The 18,180-nt window shown below is 71.3% G+C and carries 17 protein-coding genes; 9 read left to right on the forward strand and 8 right to left on the reverse strand.

Translation table 11 applies throughout. From position 1 onward, the window contains the following. Window positions 1–5: 5 nt before the first annotated feature. A complete protein-coding gene (locus AB0F77_RS38485; RefSeq protein WP_361958134.1) occupies window positions 6–1,169 on the reverse strand; it encodes an ROK family transcriptional regulator in 1,164 nt (387 codons plus the stop codon). 65 nt (window positions 1,170–1,234) lie between these two features. On the opposite strand from AB0F77_RS38485, the gene AB0F77_RS38490 reads away from it, so the two are divergent. The 3 genes from AB0F77_RS38490 (at window position 1,235) to AB0F77_RS38500 (ending at window position 3,792) form a co-directional block, all read left to right on the forward strand. Next, window positions 1,235–2,314: a Gfo/Idh/MocA family oxidoreductase gene (locus AB0F77_RS38490; RefSeq protein WP_361958027.1), complete on the forward strand. Its 1,080-nt coding sequence runs from the start codon at window positions 1,235–1,237 to the stop codon at window positions 2,312–2,314. Beyond that, window positions 2,314–2,814, forward strand: coding sequence for a heme-degrading domain-containing protein (locus tag AB0F77_RS38495; protein ID WP_361958029.1), 501 nt, complete (start codon window positions 2,314–2,316; stop codon window positions 2,812–2,814). Before AB0F77_RS38490 ends, AB0F77_RS38495 begins: the two co-directional genes overlap by 1 nt. 93 nt (window positions 2,815–2,907) lie before the next feature. Then, complete coding sequence (locus AB0F77_RS38500) at window positions 2,908–3,792, forward strand: LLM class F420-dependent oxidoreductase (RefSeq protein WP_361958032.1); 885 nt, start codon at window positions 2,908–2,910, stop codon at window positions 3,790–3,792. A gap of 106 nt (window positions 3,793–3,898) precedes the next feature. Here AB0F77_RS38500 and AB0F77_RS38505 read toward each other — a convergent pair whose 3' ends face one another. The 4 genes from AB0F77_RS38505 to AB0F77_RS38520 all read right to left on the reverse strand — a co-directional run bounded on the left by AB0F77_RS38505 (window position 3,899) and on the right by AB0F77_RS38520 (window position 6,739). After that, a complete protein-coding gene (locus AB0F77_RS38505; protein WP_361958035.1) occupies window positions 3,899–4,753 on the reverse strand; it encodes a fumarylacetoacetate hydrolase family protein in 855 nt (284 codons plus the stop codon). Between the two features lie 150 nt (window positions 4,754–4,903). After that, a complete protein-coding gene (gene yidC, locus AB0F77_RS38510; protein WP_361958038.1) occupies window positions 4,904–5,611 on the reverse strand; it encodes a membrane protein insertase YidC in 708 nt (235 codons plus the stop codon). Window positions 5,612–5,788: 177 nt separating this feature from the next. Then, window positions 5,789–6,148 carry a DUF6412 domain-containing protein gene (locus tag AB0F77_RS38515; protein ID WP_361958041.1) on the reverse strand — a complete coding sequence of 120 codons (360 nt, stop codon included), beginning with the start codon at window positions 6,146–6,148 and terminating at the stop codon, window positions 5,789–5,791. A 42-nt stretch (window positions 6,149–6,190) separates the two neighbouring features. Next, on the reverse strand, window positions 6,191–6,739 hold the full coding sequence (locus AB0F77_RS38520) for a helix-turn-helix domain-containing protein (RefSeq protein WP_361958044.1): 549 nt from the start codon (window positions 6,737–6,739) through the stop codon (window positions 6,191–6,193). A 79-nt stretch (window positions 6,740–6,818) separates the two neighbouring features. Here AB0F77_RS38520 and AB0F77_RS38525 point away from each other — a divergent pair, with 79 nt between their 5' ends. Together AB0F77_RS38525 and AB0F77_RS38530 are read left to right on the forward strand one after the other, a co-directional pair. Beyond that, on the forward strand, window positions 6,819–8,387 hold the full coding sequence (locus AB0F77_RS38525; RefSeq protein WP_361958047.1) for an MFS transporter: 1,569 nt from the start codon (window positions 6,819–6,821) through the stop codon (window positions 8,385–8,387). A gap of 113 nt (window positions 8,388–8,500) precedes the next feature. Then, window positions 8,501–9,520: a hypothetical protein gene (locus AB0F77_RS38530; RefSeq protein ID WP_361958050.1), complete on the forward strand. Its 1,020-nt coding sequence runs from the start codon at window positions 8,501–8,503 to the stop codon at window positions 9,518–9,520. A gap of 38 nt (window positions 9,521–9,558) precedes the next feature. Here the strand turns inward: AB0F77_RS38530 and AB0F77_RS38535 are convergent, their stop codons facing one another. Then, window positions 9,559–10,539 carry a YDG/SRA domain-containing protein gene (locus tag AB0F77_RS38535; protein ID WP_361958053.1) on the reverse strand — a complete coding sequence of 327 codons (981 nt, stop codon included), beginning with the start codon at window positions 10,537–10,539 and terminating at the stop codon, window positions 9,559–9,561. Between the two features lie 98 nt (window positions 10,540–10,637). On the opposite strand from AB0F77_RS38535, the gene AB0F77_RS38540 reads away from it, so the two are divergent. The 3 genes from AB0F77_RS38540 (at window position 10,638) to AB0F77_RS38550 (ending at window position 14,691) form a co-directional block, all read left to right on the forward strand. Continuing rightward, a complete protein-coding gene (locus AB0F77_RS38540) occupies window positions 10,638–13,835 on the forward strand; it encodes a DUF3427 domain-containing protein (RefSeq protein ID WP_361958056.1) in 3,198 nt (1,065 codons plus the stop codon). A gap of 146 nt (window positions 13,836–13,981) precedes the next feature. Next, window positions 13,982–14,314 (forward strand): hypothetical protein, encoded by a 333-nt coding sequence (locus AB0F77_RS38545; RefSeq protein ID WP_361958059.1) that lies wholly within the window; start codon window positions 13,982–13,984, stop codon window positions 14,312–14,314. Between the two features lie 74 nt (window positions 14,315–14,388). Continuing rightward, window positions 14,389–14,691 (forward strand): hypothetical protein, encoded by a 303-nt coding sequence (locus AB0F77_RS38550; protein ID WP_361958062.1) that lies wholly within the window; start codon window positions 14,389–14,391, stop codon window positions 14,689–14,691. Between the two features lie 323 nt (window positions 14,692–15,014). Here AB0F77_RS38550 and AB0F77_RS38555 read toward each other — a convergent pair whose 3' ends face one another. Then, window positions 15,015–15,965 carry a helix-turn-helix domain-containing protein gene (locus tag AB0F77_RS38555; RefSeq protein ID WP_361958065.1) on the reverse strand — a complete coding sequence of 317 codons (951 nt, stop codon included), beginning with the start codon at window positions 15,963–15,965 and terminating at the stop codon, window positions 15,015–15,017. A gap of 279 nt (window positions 15,966–16,244) precedes the next feature. Here AB0F77_RS38555 and AB0F77_RS38560 point away from each other — a divergent pair, with 279 nt between their 5' ends. Continuing rightward, the gene (locus AB0F77_RS38560; RefSeq protein WP_361958068.1) at window positions 16,245–16,694 is read left to right on the forward strand and encodes a hypothetical protein; all 450 of its coding nucleotides are present in this window, start codon (window positions 16,245–16,247) and stop codon (window positions 16,692–16,694) included. A gap of 87 nt (window positions 16,695–16,781) precedes the next feature. Here the strand turns inward: AB0F77_RS38560 and AB0F77_RS38565 are convergent, their stop codons facing one another. Beyond that, window positions 16,782–18,134: a DUF445 domain-containing protein gene (locus tag AB0F77_RS38565; protein ID WP_361958071.1), complete on the reverse strand. Its 1,353-nt coding sequence runs from the start codon at window positions 18,132–18,134 to the stop codon at window positions 16,782–16,784. Between the last annotated feature and the right edge of the window lie 46 nt (window positions 18,135–18,180).

Raw genomic sequence — 18,180 nt, forward strand, 5'->3', positions numbered from 1 at the left:
CCCGATCAGCCCCGCCCCGCCGCCACGGGCAGCCGCACCTCCCCGCGTCCGAACACCGGCCCCACGACCAACTGCGCCGCCCCCACCGCGACCCCCCGCTCCCCGCCGAAGGCGATCCCCACCGGCACGGCGTCCCCGCTCCCGCCGCGCTCCCGCTCGGCCCGCTCCCCCAGCACCGCTCCGACCCCCGCCAGGAACTCCCCCGGCGCCGCGGCGATCGTCCGCCCGCCGAGCAGCACCAGATCGATGTCCAGCAACCCCACCAGGTTCGCGGCCCCCGCCCCAAGCACCCGCGCCGCCTCCCGCACGTCCCCGCGCTCCACCGCGCCGAGGCACAGCGCCTCGACGCACCCCCGGTTCCCGCACTCGCACACCGGCCCGTCCAGCTGGATCACCTGGTGCCCGAACTCCCCCGCCCCGGTCCGCGCCCCCCGGTGCACCCGCCCCCCGATCACCAGCCCCGCACCGAGCCCGGTGCCGAGGTGCAGATACGCGAACGAGACGTCCTCGCCGCCCACGGCCAGCCCGAACGCCGCAGCGTTGGTGTCCTTGTCCACCACCACGGGCACCCCCAGCCGCCCCGCGAGGGCGTCCCGCAGGGGGAACCCCTCCCACTCGGGGAACCCGGTCACCCGGCGCAGCACCCCGCGCGCGTGGTCCAGCGGTCCGGGCAGCGCCACTCCCACCCCGAGCAGCGCCCCGCGCGCCCCGGGCAGCAGCGCCTCCACCTGCCGGGCCGCCCCCTCGACGACCGCCTCCGCCCCCGCCCCGAGCCCCACGTCGGCGCGCCCCTCGGCGACCACCGCCCCGTCGAGGTCGACCAGCACGGCCCGCAGTTCGTCCCGGTCCAGATGGACGCCCACCGCGTGCGCGGCCTCCGGCACCAGCCGCAGCACGGTCCGCGGCTTGCCCCCGGTCGACGCCCGCCGCCCGGCCTCCGCCGCCAGCCCCTCCTCCCGCAGCCGGGCGGTGATCTTGCTGACGGCCTGCGGGGTGAGCCCGGTGCGCTCGGCGAGTTCGAGCCTGCTGATCCCCTCGGTCCCTGCGGTGCGCAGCAGGTCCAGCACGAGCGCTGTGTTGTGGCTGCGCAGCGCGAGCAGGTTCGCCCCGCCCGGCCCCGCCGCCGCTCCCCTGGTGCCCGGCACCCCGTCCCGGCCCTGCGTACCCACGCTGTTCACCCCGCCATTCTCCCCGACGCTTGCACTTTGGCAACAGCGTTGCGAAAGTGGGACGCATGACAACTGGTACCACTGGCACACCCCTCCGCACGGGCCTGATCGGCTACGGCCTCGCGGGTTCCGTGTTCCACGCCCCGCTGATCGCCGCGACCGAGGGCCTGACCCTCGACACGGTCGTCACGTCCGCCCCCGAGCGGCGGGAACAGGCCCGCGCCGAGTTCCCGGACGTCTCCCTGGCCGCCGGGCCGGACGAGCTGCTCGACCGCGCCGGCGAGCTGGACCTCGTCGTCATCGCGTCCCCGAACAGGACGCACGTCCCGCTGGCGACGGCCGCGCTGGAGGCGGGCCTGCCGGTGGTGGTCGACAAGCCGATCGCCGGCACGGCCGCCGAGGCGCGGAAGCTGGCGGCCCTCGCCGACGAGCGCGGGCTGCTGCTGTCGGTCTTCCAGAACCGCCGCTGGGACAACGACTTCCTCACCCTGCGCAAGCTGATCGCGGACGGCGCGCTGGGCGACGTGTGGCGCTTCGAGTCCCGCTTCGAGCGCTGGCGCCCACAGCTCAAGGGCGGCTGGCGCGAGTCCGGCGACCCGGCAGAGATCGGAGGTCTGCTGTACGACCTCGGCAGCCACGTCGTCGACCAGGCCCTGGTCCTCTTCGGCCCCGTGACCCAGGTGTACGCCGAGTCCGTCGTCCGCCGGTCCGGCGCCGCGGCCGACGACGACACGTTCTTCGCGCTCACCCACGAGAACGGTGTCCGCTCCCACCTCCACGTCTCCTCGACGGCCGCCCAGCTCGGCCCGCGCTTCCGCGTCCTGGGCTCGCGCGCGGGCTATGTGAAGCACGGCCTGGACCCGCAGGAGGCGGCGCTGCGCGAGGGCGGCCGGCCCGGCTCCGGCTGGGGCACCGAGCCCGAGGAGCTGTGGGGCCGCGTCGGCGCCGGGGAGTCCCCGCTCACCGGCGGCGGCACCCCCGTACCGACCCTGCCCGGCGACTACCCGGCGTTCTACGCGGCCGTGGCCCGCGCCCTCAGGGGTGAGGGCCCCAACCCGGTGACCGCCCTGGAGGCGGCGGACGCGCTGGACGTCCTGGAGGCGGCCCGCCGGTCCGCCCGTGACGGAGTGGCGGTGGCCCTCTGATGCAGCACCCGCGGATCACCCCGAAGCAGGCCCCTGAGATCACCCCGACCGTCGAGGAACTGGAGGCGCAGGAGCGCCGGTTGGTCCTGCCGCGGTTCACGTACGAGGACGCGTGGGCCCTCGGCTCGCTGCTCGTGGAGCTGGCGCGCGAGCGCCAGGCGCCCGTGGCCGTCGACATCCACCGCGCCGGCCAGCAGCTCTTCCACGCGGCCCTGCCGGGCTCCACCCCGGACAACGACGCCTGGATCGCCCGCAAACGCCGGGTGGTGGAACGCTACGGCGTCTCGTCGTACCTGGTCGGCAGCCGTTTCCGGGCCAAGGGCACCACGTTCGAGGAGTCCTCGCGGCTCGACCCCGACGTGTACGCGGCGCACGGCGGCTCGTTCCCGATCCACGTCGACGGCGCGGGCGTGATCGGCTCGGTCACCGTCTCCGGGCTGCCCCAGCTCCAGGACCACCGGCTGGTCGTGGAGGCCCTGGAGAGTTTCCTGGACGCGTGAACGGCGCGGGGACTATCCCGGCGCCCCCTCCGGTTGGAACTGTCGTACCAGACAGCGATCTTGGAACGGCACCCGCCCGGAGGGAACCCATCGATGAGCGACACGACAACCGCCCCGCGGAAGGTCAAGGAGCAGGTCGGCCGGTACGGCGTCTGGAGCGTCGCGCTCCGCTCGGAGGACCCGGACCTGCGCGGTGAGATCACGGAGGCGGCCGCCGAACTGGAGGAACTCGGGTTCGGCGCCGCCTGGCTCGGCGGCAGCAGCGCCCCCCGGAACGCGCTGCCCCTGCTCGAAGGCACCTCACGGCTCGTGGTCGGCACGAGCATCCAGAGCATCTGGGACCACGACGCCGAGACCAGTGCCGCCGCCTTCGCCGACGTCGAGGCGGCGCACCCCGGCCGCTTCCTGCTGGGCCTCGGGGTGAGCCACGCGCCGCTCGCCCCCGGCTACCGGCGTCCGTACTCGGCGCTGGTCGCCTACCTCGACGGCCTCGACAAGGGCGGGGTGCCGGTCGGCCGGCGGGTCGTGGCGGCGCTCGGTCCGCGCAGCCTGGAGCTGTCCCGGGAGCGGGCGGCGGGCGTCGTGCCGTATCTGGTGACGCCGGAGCACACCGCGCAGGCCCGCGAGATCCTGGGTGAATCGGCGCTGCTGGCACCGGAGTTCAAGGTCGTGCCGGAGACCGACCCGGGCCGCGCCCGCACCCTGGCCCGGGAGGCCCTGGCGATGTACCTCACGCTGCCGAACTACACGAACAACTTCCTGCGCCTCGGCTTCACGGAGGACGACCTGTCCGGCGGCGGCAGCGACCGGCTGATCGACGCGCTGTACGCATGGGGCGACGAGGACCGCATCCGCACCCGGATCAACGCCTTCCACGAGGCGGGCGCCGACCACGTGGCCATCCAGATCGTGGACGGCACCCCGAGGGACACCCTCCAGCGCCAGGCATGGCGCAACCTGGCATCACTACTGAGCTGAGCAGCAGCGCCCCGAAGGGGCGCGGGGAACTGCGCGACAAGCCACGACGAGCCCGCACTCGCCGACGCAACGCACCCCCCGCCCCTCAGGCGCCCCGCCGAAAAACTCACGCGTCCTTGAACTCCTGCCGCTGCCGCCCGAGCCCGTCGATCTCCAGCTCGACGACGTCCCCGGCCCTCAGATACGGCTTGGGCTCGGGCTGCCCCAGCGCGACACCGGCCGGCGTGCCCGTGTTGATGACGTCCCCGGGGTAGAGGGTCATGAACTGGCTGACGTAGCGCACGACCTCGCCCACCGGGAAGATCTGCTCGGCGGTCGTGCCGTCCTGCTTGAGCTCCCCGTTGACCCAGAGGCGGAGGCCCAGGGCCTGCGGGTCGGGCACCTCGTCCGCCGTCACCAGCCACGGCCCGAACGGGTTGAACGTCTCGCAGTTCTTGCCCTTGTCCCAGGTCCCGCCCCGCTCGATCTGGAACTCCCGCTCGGACACGTCGTGCGCGACGGCGTACCCGGCGACATGGGTGAGCGCCGCCTCGGCCGACTCGACGTAGCGGGCCGTCCGTCCGATGACCACGGCCAGCTCCACCTCCCAGTCGGTCTTGGCGGAGCCGCGCGGCACCAGCACGGTGTCCTCGGGGCCCACCACCGTGTCGGGCGCCTTGAAGAAGACCACGGGCTCGGAGGGCGGCTCGGCGCCCGTCTCACGGGCGTGGTCGTAGTAGTTCAGCCCGATGCACACGATCTTCCCGATGCGGGCCAGCGGCGGCCCGACGCGCGACTCCGCGTCCAGCGCGGGCAGTTCCCCGGACTCCGCGGCGGCGCGGATCCGGGCGAGCGCGGCGTCGTCGGCGAGCAGGGTCCCGTCGATGTCGTCGACGACGCCCGACAGGTCGCGCAGGGTTCCTCCGGCGTCGAGCAGCGCGGGCCGCTCCGCCCCCGTCGTACCGACTCGCAGCAGCTTCATGATGACTTTCTCCCTCGATCGCGACGCCTGCCGATAGGTGCGGCCATTGTGTGCAGCCATCGGAGGACTGGTTGATCCTCCAAGGTCCGGGTCCAGTCCGCAATACCCGGTTCACGTACTGGACCGTAGCGCTCCGTCGGCCCCCTTCGCTCAGCGGTACAGCACCGCCCGTTCGACCGCGCTCCAGGTGGTGCTGGTGACGACGTAGAGCGCGGCGGCGAGGGGCACCACGGCGACGGTGACGAGGGTGAGGAACGACAGGAAGGGCGTGACCCGGCCGACCGCCGCGAGTCCCGGCAGTTGCTGCCCGTCCGCCGGCAGCGGCTGCGCGGCGGCCGTCCGCCTCGTACGGACGTAGGTGAAGCTCGCGACGGCCGCGACGACGGCGAACAGCACGGCGTACACCAGCCCCGCCGTCCCGAACGCGCCGCCGTCGGCGAGGGCGTCGGTCCACCGGCCGCCGAGGGGCGCGGTGAACAGCCGGTGCGTGAGCAGGGAGTTGGGCTCGCCGCCGAGGGAGGTGCTGGAGAAGAGGTGGTAGAGGAGGAAGAAGGCGGGCAGTTGGAGCAGGCCGGGCAGACAGCCCGAGAGCGGGGAGACCTTCTCCTCGGCGTGCAGTTCCAGGAGGGCCTTCTGGAACCGCTCGGTGTCCTTGCCGTGCTTCGCGCGCAGTTCGGCGATCTTCGGCCTGAGTGCGGCCTGGGCCCGCTGTCCGCGCGCGGCGGCCCGGGAGAGCGGGTGCACCAGGAGCCGTACGAGCGCGGTGAACAGGATGATCGCGGCTGCGGCCGCGGAGGCGTGGAACAGGGGTTGGAGCAGGTCGGCGAGTCGCTCGACCAGGGTGGCGAAAACGGACATGGGTGAGCCCTCCGTGGGTCTCGTCGTGCCGGGACGGGATGTGCGTGGCGGCATGACGACCCGCGCGGGGTCCACGGGGGGCGTGAGGGGGCTCGCGGTTCAGGGCCGGCGCGCGTGCGTGCGCGGCGGCTCAGGGCCGACGCGCGTCAGTGCGCGGCGGCTCCGGACGGCCCGGGGTCACGTGTGTGTGGGGTGGACGCCCTGCGCGGTGGTCGCCGGGAGGGCGCGGCCGGGGGCCCTGGGCCGTCGGCGGCCGGGCGCGTCGGGGTCGCGCTGGGGCAGGAAGGCCGTACGGCGGGCCCGGTCCCGTATCGCCGTGCGGACGCGGGTGGGCGGCACGGCCGGGGCGCAGCGCGCGGTGACGAGGGAGCAGGCGACGAGCGCGGAGCCGGCCGCGGCGGTCGCGGCGAGGGCGACGGCGGTGGTGAGCGTGCCGGTGTCGAGGAGCGCGAGCTGCGCCAGGAACAGCAGGAGGGCGGCGACGACGAGGGGCCGCGCGCCGGTGTGCCGGCCGATCGTCCCCGTCCCGCGGATCATCCTCTCCCCCTCCCGCCCGTGTCGTCGCTCTCGCGCTCGTGCCTATGGTGCCCGGTGCCCGCCCTGCGCGTGGCCGGTGTCGAGGGGCTCCAGCAGCCTCTTCGGCCGCAGCAGCGCCCTGCTGACCGGGTCGGCCGGATCGCGGTCGAGTCCGGCACCCGGTGTGATGACAACGTCCGTGACCGCCGGGACGGTTCCGCACTCCGGGCACTGGCCGTAGGGGCCGAGTTCCGTGCCGCACGCCTCGTGCCGCACGTGGCGCAGCCGGTGGTCCATGAGCTGCTCGCGGCCCCAGACGGCGAGGGAGTGCACCACGGGCCACAGGGCGACGCCGCGGTCGGTGAGGACGTACTCGTCCCTGGGCGGCGACTCCTGGTAGCGGCGCTTCTCCAGGATGCCCTCGTCGGTCAGTGTCCTCAGGCGGGCCGAGAGGACGGCGCGCGGCATGCCGAGGTGGGCGAGGAAGTCGTTGTAGCGGCGGACGCCGTAGAACGCGTCGCGGATGACGAGGATCGTCCACCGCTCGCCCACCACCTCCAGCGCGCTGGCGATCGAGCACTGCTGCGTCGCGTAGTCCCTGCCCAGTGCCATGGCCTCCGCCTCCTGCGCCTTCTGGACGCTTCCCCAGATGTGGGTTCATTCGTTGAACCGACGATGTTAGGGTACCCCCATGAGTAGGTTCAATGAAAGAACTCTCCAGGCGGACGAGGTGCGGAACGGAACGGTGAACGAGGGGATGAACGAAGCGGCGGGCGACGTCCGGGACGGAGCGGCGGGCGACGTCCGGACCGGAACGGCGGGCGAGGTACGGGGCGGAACGGCGGGCGAGGTGCGGGGCGGGGCCGTGGCCTCGGGGAACGCTCCCCGGCGGCTCCCCGAGGCCACCGCCGAGGCACCCCCGCGCCCCCGGGCCACCCTCGCCCTGACCAGCGCCGCGACGGCGGTGGCCCTCATGACGTACACGGCCCCGCTGGTCACGCTCCCCGACACGGCGGCCGCCCTGCACACCCCGCTGTCCGCGCAGGCGTGGCTCATCAACGGCACCCCACTCGGACTCGCCGCGCTGCTCCTGGTGGCCGGCAGCCTGGCCGACGACTACGGGCGCCGCCGTGTCTTCCTGGCCGGCACCCTGGCCCTCGGCCTCACCACCGTGCTCGGCGGCGTGACCACGTCGACCTGGGCCTTCACCCTGGCCCGTGTCGCCCAGGGCGCCGCGAGCGCGGCGATCCTCGCGAGCAGCCTGGGCCTGCTGGTGACCGCCTTCCCCGACCCGCGCGGACGGCTGCACGCCACCGGTGTCTGGGGCGCGTCCGTCAGCGGCGGCATCGCGGTCGGCCCCCTGGTCGCCGGGGCGATGCCCGACTGGCGGGCGGGGTACGGCGTCCTCGGCGCGGCGGCCCTCGTCCTCGCCGTGCTGGGCTTCCGCGCGCTCTCGGAGTCCCGTTCGCCCAGGGGCGGCCGTCCGGACGTCGCCGGGGCGCTGACGTTCGGACTCGCGCTGGTCGCCCTGGTCGCCGCACTCACCCTGGGGCGCGACGGATGGCTGCGGACGCCGGTGGGGCTGTTGCTGCTGGCCGCGGTGGTGCTGCTCACCGGGTTCGTACTGCTGGAGCGGCGCACCGCGACCCCGATGATCGACCTGTCCCTGTTCCGCAGCCCCGGTTTCCTGGCGTCCTCGGCGGGCGGTCTGTTCACCGGGTTCGCGGTGATCGGGTTCTTCAGCGTGCTGCCGACCCTGCTCCAGAAGTCGCTCGGGCTGTCCGCCATGAACACGGCCTGGCTGACCCTGCTGTGGTCCGGGCTGGCGTTCGTGGTGGCGCTCCAGGCCAAGCGGCTGGCCGGGCGGGTCAGTCCGCGGCTGCAACTGGCCGTCGGCTTCCTGCTGCACGCGGTGGGTGTGCTGACGATGCTCGGCGCGTTCGGCGCCGGCTCCTGGGCGCGGCTGATGCCGGGCCTGGTCGTCGGCGGCGTCGGCAGCGGGCTGCTCAACGCGGCGCTGCCCCTGCTCTCGGTCGAGTCCGTCCCGCCGGCCCGCGCCGCGATGGGCTCCGGCGCCCAGCAGACGTTCCGCTACATCGGCTCGTGCGCGGGGGTGGCGCTGACGATAGCCCTCGCCACGTCGTCCTCCGGAGGTCTGGCCGGGGGCGCGAACGTGGTGATGGTCCTGTCCGCGGCGCTGGCGGCCGTGGGGGCGACGGCGGTGACGGTGGCTTCCCGGCGGGCGGGGAGCCAGGCTTAGGCGGCGGGGAGCCAGGCTCAGAAGGACGGGGAGCCGGGCTCAGGAGGGTGTGGCCGGGCGGCCGTCCGGGGCATCCCTCACCTTTGTGGGCGGCCGGCAGTACGGTGTCCCCCATGCGCCCCGACACGCCTGCCGAGAACGTCGACCACACCGCCGAAGCGGCACGCCTGGAGCGGACCGCCGGCCTGTATCCCGAGGACGCCGAGGCCCTGCTCCTCCAGGCCGCGGCCCATCTGGAGCTCTCCGGCGACCGCCCCGCCGCGACCGCGCTCTACGACCGTCTGCTCTCCGCCCAGGACACCCTGGACCACCCCCATCTGGTACGCGCGCTGAAGGCGTCCAACCTCTGGGAGTACGGCCACGAGGCCGAGGCCCGCGCGATCATCGACGGAGTCCGCGCCTCCGCGCCCGGCGACCCGGCCCCCTGGGTGATCGTCGCCGAGGCCCTGGAGTCCCACGACGAACTGGAGGCGGCGCAGGACACGTTCACGCAGGGCGCGACGCTGCTGCTGACGGACGTACCCGAACCCCCGTACAACACCCGCCCGTTGCTCTTCGGCCGCCACCGGGTGCGGCGGATGCTGGGCGCGGCGCACGACGAGTGGGACACCCTGGCGGACACCCTCCACTCGTCCTCGGTCTCCCTGGACGAGCTGCACGACCCCAAGCGGGTGTGGTCCCTCGGCTCGGACAACCCGGCGGAGCTGGAGGCGGAGATCTCCCGCCTGCACGCCGAACTCGGCGCCTACCGCGAGGCGTTGTCCCGCCCGTTCCCGGTGGCGGTCCTGCACTGGCCGACGACGGAGCTGGCGGAGCTGGTGTCGTCGTACCCGTCCCTGTCGGCGGAGTACCCCTCCCACGAGGAACACCTCACGACCATAGAGTCGGCCCTGCGCGAACTCGCCGCCTCCGGCACCCCGAACCTCGGCATCGTCACGGCGACGGTCCCGTCCTACGAGGCCTTCGCCGCCTCGGAGGCCACACCCCCGACGGACACCACACTCCTCCCCCAGTACGCCACGACCCTGGCAGCCCGAGGCCGCGCGGAGACGTGGCCGCCACAGCGGGGGGCGGGGTGCTGGTGCGGGTCTGAGCGGGGGTATGAGGGGTGCCACGGAGGGGCACCGGTCTAGGACAACAGAATCCGGTCTCGGGGCTATCCGACGTTCGGTTAGCCCCGAGCGTCCCAGTACCGCCGATGGTCCTGCACGTAGCCCGGGTACACCTTGTGACTTCTGTGCACCTTGAGGTGATCGCGCAGCCGGCCACCAAAGAGCGCAGCCCGCACCACAATCGACCAGTCGTCCTCGATCACCACCGCCCCCATGTCCAACATGACATGGCAATTGGGGCACAGGCACAGGATGTTGCGCTCAACGTCTGGGCCACCGTGCGGTGCACCCAGCGGCTTGATGTGGGCGCCTTGGCTGTACGGCCTCCCGTCCGGGCCGACCAGACGCGTGCCGCACATCTGGCACTCGTGGTCGTACAGCTCCTTGATCCGCCGTGCTGCTGCGGTGTCACGCACGATGCGCTGGATGCGAGTGGTGCGGGTCGTGGGGAACTTCTCCTCGTGCTCCAAGACCTCTGCGATCTTGAGCTCGGCCTGGGTCAACTCCTGCTCGGGTCCGGGCAGCCGCTCCAAGTCGAACTGGCAAATCTGAATCGGCGAACCATCCGGTGTTGGCGGCGACTTCGAGATTGCGTCGCTAATCGCCACGATCTTATAGAGACCGTCGTACCGGTACCTCTTGGCGAGCGAGTATCGCGGGTCACCACCCGGTCCCCGGATGATGCGAATGTGATAGCCGCGCTCAAAGCTGAGCTTCAGCGCCGCATTGTCGCGGTATTCCCAGGACTGACTCTTCAGGAGAGTTCCTCCGTCCCCCTTCTCCTCGTCGGGGGAAGCACCCGTGTACTGGATCGTGGACCAGCGGTCGTCGTCGTCCACGTAGCCGCCGTTGAGCACGATGGCGTCGGCCACATAAACCCCGTCCGCGTCCTTCAGCCGAGAGATACCCCGCCTGAGGTCGGCGTGGAGGTGGCGGGCCTTCACTTCCGCACGCCCCTCGAAGACCTCCCCGGGGACAACACCGTCAATGTGACCGATTACTCGCTCTGCCATCGCACCATGGTGACGCAGTTCGATCACTTGTGTCACTCGGGTTTCGCGGGCTGACTGATCAACACCCGTGTGTGACCTGTTCGCGCTCTGCCCTCCGCTGTCAGTGCTTCCTGTTAGAACTGGTCATGGCGCTACGAACGATCAAGGGGGCCAGCGTGGATCAGTCCGGGGATCCGACTCAGCCGGTGGCTGGGCTGTACGAGGAGCTGATCACCGAGGGGCTTCACACCCAACTCGAACGTCTGGGCGCGGCCGGCTGGAAGCCCATCCACAGTGAGGTCAGCCCCGAATCATCACCGCACGTCCTGGCCCGCCACATCGGTGAGGTCGTCGGGCAGCGGCTGAGCCAGTTGCCCCAGGACAAACGGGTGGCCGTAGCCAATCAGGTCCTGAAGGCACTCGTCAGCGCTGTGCCCGACCCTGAGGGTGATGAGGCTACGACGACGATTGCCGACGGCCCCCGGCAACTCCTGGCACTCGCCGAGCAGGAAGCACCCGGCGTCTATGCGATCAGGCCGCTCACTCCCCTGTCCGAGGCAGCACTGATCACCAACGCCCCCGATGACCCCAGTCTGGGCGCCGAGTTGCGGGCCGAGCTGGCCACGGCCGACCGCATCGATCTGTTGTGCGCCTTTGTGAAGTGGTATGGCATCAGGGTCCTTGAGGACTCGCTCCGCGCTGCAAAGGACCGTGGCGCTCCCCTCCGGGTCATCACCACCACCTACATCGGCGCCACCGATCGGCACGCCTTGGACCGTCTGGTTCGCGAGTTCGGTGCCGAGGTAAAGGTCAACTACGAGACCAGATCCACCCGTCTCCACGCCAAGGCGTGGCTGTTTCGTCGCAACACCGGCTTCGACACGGCCTACGTCGGGAGCTCCAACCTGTCGAAAGCCGCGCTTCTTGACGGTCTGGAGTGGAACGTACGACTGTCATCGGTCGCCACTCCGCGCGTCCTCGACAAGTTCGAGGCCACCTTTGACGCTTACTGGGCTGATGCTGCCTTCGAGACATACGATCCTGACCGCGATGGCCAGCGTCTGACGGACGCGCTCGCTCAAGCGGGCGGCAGCGGTCCGGTGGGCGATCTCAAGATCAGTCTCTCTGGTCTTGCGGTGCATGCCCTGCCGCACCAGAAGGACATGCTGGAACGTCTCCGCGTTGAACGGGAAATCCGCGGCCACCATCACAATCTGCTGGTCGCCGCGACGGGCACCGGCAAAACCGTGATGGCCGCACTGGACTATCGGGACCTCCGCGATCGGCGCAGTCAGCGTGATCAACCCGGCGGGACAACACCTCGGCTGCTGTTCATCGCACACCGCAAGGAGATCTTGAAGCAGTCTTTGAGGACCTACCGTGAAGTACTAGACGACGCATCGTTCGGCGAGCTCCTGCACAGCGGCGAGGAACCGAGGGCCTGGAAACACGTCTTCGCCAGCGTCCAGTCCCTCAACCTCCAGCGGCTTGAGCAGCTGGATCCGCAACAGTTCGACGTCATCGTCATTGATGAGTTCCACCATGCCACCGCGGACACCTACCGACGGGTCATCGCACACTTCCAGCCCACCGAGCTCCTGGGGCTCACCGCAACTCCCGAACGCATGGACGGCCACAATGTCCAGGACGAATTCTTTGACGGCCGTATTGCCGCCGAACTTCGACTGTGGGAGGCACTTGAGAACGACCTGCTCTGCCCCTTCCACTATTTCGGACTCCCGGACGGCACTGATCTCAGCAACCTCGGCTGGCAGTCAGGGACGTACGACCGGAACCAGCTGAGCAATCTCTACACCGGTGACCACGCACGGGCCCGCATCGTCATCAAGCAGATCAAGGACAAGATCTCCCACCCGGCGGCGATGCGTGCCCTCGGTTTCTGTGTCACCAAGGCACACGCGCACTTCATGGCGCGGTGCTTCCGAGAGGCGGGGTTCCAGGCTGAGGCGCTCGACAGTGACTCGCCTGCTGCTGTGCGCGAGCGCACACTCGGGGACCTCAAGGCCGGCCGGATCCAGGTCATCTTCTCGGTCGATCTGTTCAACGAGGGCCTGGACATCCCCGACGTGGACACCTTGCTGTTGCTGCGACCGACCAACAGCGCGACGGTGTTCCTTCAGCAACTCGGTCGTGGTCTGCGTCGTACACCGAACAAGCCGGTACTCACCGTGCTCGACTTCATTGGTCAACACCGTGCGGAGTTCCGCTTCGAGGAGCAGTTCCGGGCCCTGACCAACCTGTCCCGCAACCGCCTTGTTGACACCATCGAGCGGGACTTCCCCCAACTGCCGTCGGGCTGCCAGATCATCCTGGAAGGCAAGTCCAAGGACCTCGTCCTGGACAACATCCGCACACAGCTCAAGGCCACGATCACCACACTGGCGAAGGAAGCCCGGGTCTACAAGGCCCCCGCCCTGGCCACCTACCTGCACGAAAGCCGCCGGGAGATCACCGAGCTCTACAAGAGCGACAACTCCTGGACCAAAGTGCTCCGCAAGGCCGGTTTCCTCGCGGAGGAGGCACCCGAGGGTGAAGCGGACCTCCTCAAGCGCGTCCACGCCTTCCTACACGTCGACGATCCAGCACGGGCCCAGGCGTACCTTCGGCTGCTGGAAGACGACGCACCGGACTACGCCGAACTGTCCCCGGCGGATCAGTCTTACGCCCGTATGCTCTTCTTCAACCTTTGGGACAACGCAGGTGGCTTCACCAGTTACGGCCAGGGCCTCGCGTCACTGCGCACGCGGACGGCCGTACGCGACGAACTCCGGCAGGTTCTGTCCTACGTGCTCGACAAAGCCGATCACTTCCCCCTCTCCCTGGAAGGGCCCCTCGGTCACGTCCCGTTGAAGGTGCACAGCGCGTACAACCGCTCGGAGATTCTTGCCGCCCTCGGGGTAGCGCAGCTCGGCGGGCAGATGCCGCGGGACTTCGGTCAAGGTGTGCGCTGGGTGGAGGACCTGAAGACCGACGCGTTGCTCATCACGCTGGAGAAGAACGAGCGGGACTTCTCACCCACCGTCCGCTACCGGGACTATGCGATCAGCCCCACCCAATTCCACTGGGAGTCGCAGAGCACCACTCCTGCGGGCTCCCCCACGGGGTTGCGCTACCAGCAGCACGCTCAGCAAGGCAGCCACGTACTGCTGTTCCTGCGCCGCTACAAGCGCAGCAGTATCGGTAAGTCCGAGCCTTGGATGCTGCTGGGCCCAGCAACCTATGCGACCCACACGGGCAGCAAGCCCATGGCGATCACATGGGACCTCCAACACGCTTTGCCTGCCGATGTGTGGTCGTACGCCGCAGCCATCACGAGCGGCTAACGCGCCACGACCCGCACGGCCAACGGTAGGGTCTGCGCAACACAAGGGGGCGACGTGAGCGCCGAGTTGTTGTGGGAGCACATATGAGTGCCGGGGCCTCAGGGGGATTGCGGCGGCCGTGGGTGTTGGTGCGGGGGCTTGCCGTGGTGGCCGGGGTCGTTGCCGGGGTGCTCTACTGCCTCGGGTTGCTCGCCCTGCTGCTCACCGTGCTGGACGCCGAGGACGGCGGAACCGATTCCGCACCGGTGCGGCCCTGCCGGAGCGAGGGGTGGCGGGAGCGGGCCGGCGGAGTCGTCGGGTACTCCGTGTCCTTCGTCCCCCTCGCGTTCGAGTGCCACACCGGGGACGGAGGGTCGTACAACAGCGGAGCCGTTCCCTCCTGGATCAACCCCTCAGTACTGGGCTTCGGAGTCACAGCCCTCGGAGGCGGCCTAGCCGTCCGATACGGCTTCGGACGCCCCACCCCCGGCCAGGCTTGACAAGCCTCGGCTCAGGTTCGGGTCGGGGTTCGGGGTGGGGTTAGCCTCGGGGGATTCGGCTTGAGGAGGCAGGGATGGTCAGGGTTCCCGGTGCGGTGATCGCCGCGGGTGGGCTCGTCGGCGGGTACGGCGTCGCCCGGTGGACCGGGAAGCGGCCGCTCGGTGGGGCCGTGCTGGCCGTGGCGGGGGCCGCCGCCGCTCAGCAGTGGCGGAAGGAGGCCGGCGGGGTCGCCGCGGGGGCACTCGGCGCCGTGTACGTCGCCGCCTTCGCCGGGTCCCACCCTCTGGCCAAGAAGATCGGCGCCTGGCCGTCCGTATTCGGCGTCGCCGGAGCCGTCGCCCTGGCTTCCTGGGCCGTCGCCGACCGCCACGGCTGAGCAGGCACGCCTGGGCCCGGCCGACGCGCCAGGTCCAACCGACCCGCCGAGTCCGGTGGGCCAGCCGAACCCGGCCGGTCCGCCGAATCCCACCGACGACCTGTCGGCAACCCGGTCGGCCCACCAGATCCGGCCTGTCGGCCCACTCCGTCAGGCCCGCCGTCGCCGACCGCCGCGCCTGAGCAACCCGCCCCCGTAACACCGCGGCGCAGCGCACCCCACCCGCACGGACCACGCGCCTCAGCGACCCGCCCCGGCAACACCCCCACCTCCCTGGTCACGCCCACCATCCCCCCCGTCGGCCCTACCCCCAACTCCCCCCGTCACCCCACCCCCACCCGAAACGCACGCCTGTATGCCTGGGGGCTGGTGCCGACCACCCTGCGGAAGCGGTCTCGGAAGGCTGTGGGGGAGCCGAAGCCGGACTGGTGGGCGATGCGTTCGACCGGGTGGGCCGTGGTCTCCAGCAGGTATTGCGCGCGCCGCACCCTCGCCCGGTGCAGCCACTGCACCGGCGTCGTCCCGGTCTGCTCGCGGAAGCGGCGGTTGAGGGTGCGCGCGCTCATCCCCGCCCTGGCCGCGATCTCGTCCACCGTGAAGTCCCGGTCGCAGTTGTCCTCCAGCCACTCCAGCAGCGGCTCCAGGGTCGCGCCGGCCGGGGCCGGAGGCAGGTCGTGGACGATGAACTGGGCCTGCCCACCCTCCCGTTCCAGCGGCATCACACACATCCGCGCCGCGTGCGCGGCCACCGCCGACCCGTGGTCCTTGCGGATGACGTGCAGGCACATGTCCATCGCCGCGGCGGCGCCGGCCGAGGTGAGGAACTGGCCGTTGTCGACGTACAGGACGTTCGGGTCGACGGTGATCGCCGGGTACCGCTCCGCCAGTTCCCGCGCCGCGGCCCAGTGCGTCGTGGCGCGCAGCCCGTCCAGCAGGCCCGTCGCCGCCAGGACGAACGCGCCCACGCAGACCGACGCGATACGCGTCCCGTTCGCCGCCGCCGCGCGCAGCGCCCCCGCCACCTCGGGCGGCAGCGGGGCGGTGGGGTCCGCCACGCCCGGCAGGACGATGGTGTCGGCCTCGGCGAGCGCGTCCAGGCCGTAGGGCGCCCGCACGGTGAACGCGCCCGCGCTCACCTCCTCCGCCGGCGAGCACACCCGCACCCGGTAGGGCTCGCGGCCGTCCGGCAGCCGTAGCCCGCCGAAGGTGTCGATCGGGATGGAGAGGTCGGACGGTACGACCCGGTCCAGCGCCAGTACGGCCACGGTGTGCATGGCAGGAAGGTACGCCCCCGACCGGTTCCCGCCAACCCCACCACGTCGTCCCAACCGTGTCGTCCCAACCAGGTCGTCCCAACCACGTCCTCCCCACCGTCCCCACCATCCCCACCACATCGTCCCCGTCGTCCCCGTCGTCCCTCACCTGCGGCTCGGACCCGCCAAAAAAGCCCGGCGGGAGCCCGTCAAAAGCCCAGCAGGAGCCTGGCGGGAATCCGTTGCCTCCTGGCAGTACCGCCACTTCTGCCCGCCGCCCCACCCCCCTAGCGTCGGCCCGTGACCAAGTTCCTCCTCATCGTGCACGTCCTGGCCGCCGTCGTGGCCGTCGGACCCGTCACCGTCGCCGCCAGCATGTTCCCGCCCGCCGCCCGCAGGGCGCTGGCCGCTCCCGACGATCTCCGCGCGGCCGGGACCGTGGAACTGCTGCACCGGATCTGCCGGGTGTACGCCGTGATCGGCGTCGCCGTCCCGGTCTTCGGGTTCGCCACGGCAAGCAGCATGGGTGTGCTGGGCAGCGCCTGGCTCATCGTGTCGATCGTGCTCACCGCGCTCGCCGCCGTGGTCCTGGGCGCGCTGATGCTGCCCGGGCAGAGCGCGTTCGTGGAGGGCGGCGGCACACGTGAGGCCACCGTGCGGCTCGCCATGTTCACCGGCGTCTTCAACCTGCTCTGGGCGACCGTGACCGTCCTGATGATCGTCCGCCCCGGCTCCACCACCGGCGCCTGACCCCTACGGCACCCAAAAACCCAAAACCTCAGGAGCAACCCCAATTGCCACAAAAGCTCCCAAAACCCCCGGAACCGCCGGACGGCCTCACGCCCCGAGCCCCCGCGACACCGCGTAGATCAGCAACCCGGCCAGCGACCCCACCACCGTGCCGTTGATACGGATGAACTGGAGGTCGCGGCCGATGTGGGCCTCGATCTTGCGGGTGGTGTGCTCGGCGTCCCAGCCGGCCACGGTGTCGGTGATCAGGGAGGTGATCTCCTTGCGGTAGGTCGTCACGACGTGCACGGCCGCGCCCTCGACCCAGCTGTCGACCTTGTCCTGCACCTTGGGCTCGGTCGCCATCCGCGCGCCCAGCGACAGCAGCGCCGCCCGCACCCGCAGCCGCAGTTCGCTGCGCTCGTCCTCGGCCGCCGAGACGATCATGGAGCGTACGGCCGTCCACGCGGACGCGATCAGGTCCTGGACCTCGCCGCGGCCCAGCACCTCGCCCTTCAGCCGCTCCACCCGCGCCCGGGTGTCGGTGTCGGACTGGAGGTCGGAGGCGAAGTCGCCGAGGAACCGGTCGAGGGCGCCGCGCGCGGGGTGGGAGGGCATGTCCCGCATCTCGGTGACGAAGCGCAGCAACTCCTTGTAGACGCGCTCGCCGACCTTCTTGTCCACGAACCGCGGGGTCCAGCCGGGGGCGCCGCCCTGCACGGCGTCCATGACCTGCTCGTCGTGCAGGACCAGCCAGTCGTGGGCGCGGGCGACCACGAGGTCGACGACCCGTCTGTGGCCGCCGTCCGCGACGACCCGCTCCAGCATCTTGCCGATGCCGGGCGCGATCTCCTGGGCGTCGGCACGGCGGGTGATGGCCTCGCCGACCACCGCCTGCACGTCCGAGTCGCGCAGCACGGTCAGCGCGCCCCTGAGCGCCGTCGCCAGCTCCGCCGTCACCCGGTCCGCGTGCTCCGGCTCCGCCAGCCAGGCGCCGAGCCGGCTGCCGATGCCGACGGCGCGCAGCCGCTGCCGTACGACGTCCTGGGAGAGGAAGTTCTCGCCCACGAACTCACCCAGCGAGATGCCCAGTCGATCTTTCTTGGTGGGGATGATCGCGGTGTGCGGGATGGGCAGACCGAGGGGGTGGCGGAAGAGCGCCGTGACCGCGAACCAGTCGGCGAGCGCGCCGACCATGCCGGCCTCGGCGGCGGCCGCGACATACGCCGCCCAGGCCCCGGCGCCCTCGTTCGACGCCCACTTCGCGAGCACGTACACCACCGCCACGCACAGCAGCAGCCCGGTCGCCGTCAGCTTCATGCGCCGTACGCCCCGCTGCCGCTCCTCGTCGGCCGGGGTGAACGCGGTCATGGTGCGGTGCGTGGGGGCGCCGACCGCGGCGCCCTCGGTTGCCGTATCCGTACGATCCATTTGCTCCACCCGTTCGGTGATCCCGCACACATTGTCCCTTCCTGACCGACTCCCGGAACGGAACAGGAGTTCCCGG

This window comes from Streptomyces sp. NPDC026672 (genome assembly GCF_040638185.1).
GTDB lineage: Bacteria > Actinomycetota > Actinomycetes > Streptomycetales > Streptomycetaceae > Streptomyces.

What these genes read in the sequence shown, in the direction of transcription:
- AB0F77_RS38505 (WP_361958035.1), bottom strand. Translation starts at nt 4,753, where the DNA reads ATGAAGCTGCTGCGAGTCGGTACGACGGGGGCGGAGCGGCCCGCGCTG.
- AB0F77_RS38540 (WP_361958056.1), top strand. Translation starts at nt 10,638, where the DNA reads ATGGCGCTACGAACGATCAAGGGGGCCAGCGTGGATCAGTCCGGGGAT.
- AB0F77_RS38515 (WP_361958041.1), bottom strand. Translation starts at nt 6,148, where the DNA reads ATGATCCGCGGGACGGGGACGATCGGCCGGCACACCGGCGCGCGGCCC.
- AB0F77_RS38550 (WP_361958062.1), top strand. Translation starts at nt 14,389, where the DNA reads ATGGTCAGGGTTCCCGGTGCGGTGATCGCCGCGGGTGGGCTCGTCGGC.
- AB0F77_RS38520 (WP_361958044.1), bottom strand. Translation starts at nt 6,739, where the DNA reads ATGGCACTGGGCAGGGACTACGCGACGCAGCAGTGCTCGATCGCCAGC.
- yidC (WP_361958038.1), bottom strand. Translation starts at nt 5,611, where the DNA reads ATGTCCGTTTTCGCCACCCTGGTCGAGCGACTCGCCGACCTGCTCCAA.
- AB0F77_RS38525 (WP_361958047.1), top strand. Translation starts at nt 6,819, where the DNA reads ATGAGTAGGTTCAATGAAAGAACTCTCCAGGCGGACGAGGTGCGGAAC.
- AB0F77_RS38500 (WP_361958032.1), top strand. Translation starts at nt 2,908, where the DNA reads ATGAGCGACACGACAACCGCCCCGCGGAAGGTCAAGGAGCAGGTCGGC.
- AB0F77_RS38555 (WP_361958065.1), bottom strand. Translation starts at nt 15,965, where the DNA reads ATGCACACCGTGGCCGTACTGGCGCTGGACCGGGTCGTACCGTCCGAC.
- AB0F77_RS38495 (WP_361958029.1), top strand. Translation starts at nt 2,314, where the DNA reads ATGCAGCACCCGCGGATCACCCCGAAGCAGGCCCCTGAGATCACCCCG.
- AB0F77_RS38490 (WP_361958027.1), top strand. Translation starts at nt 1,235, where the DNA reads ATGACAACTGGTACCACTGGCACACCCCTCCGCACGGGCCTGATCGGC.
- AB0F77_RS38530 (WP_361958050.1), top strand. Translation starts at nt 8,501, where the DNA reads ATGCGCCCCGACACGCCTGCCGAGAACGTCGACCACACCGCCGAAGCG.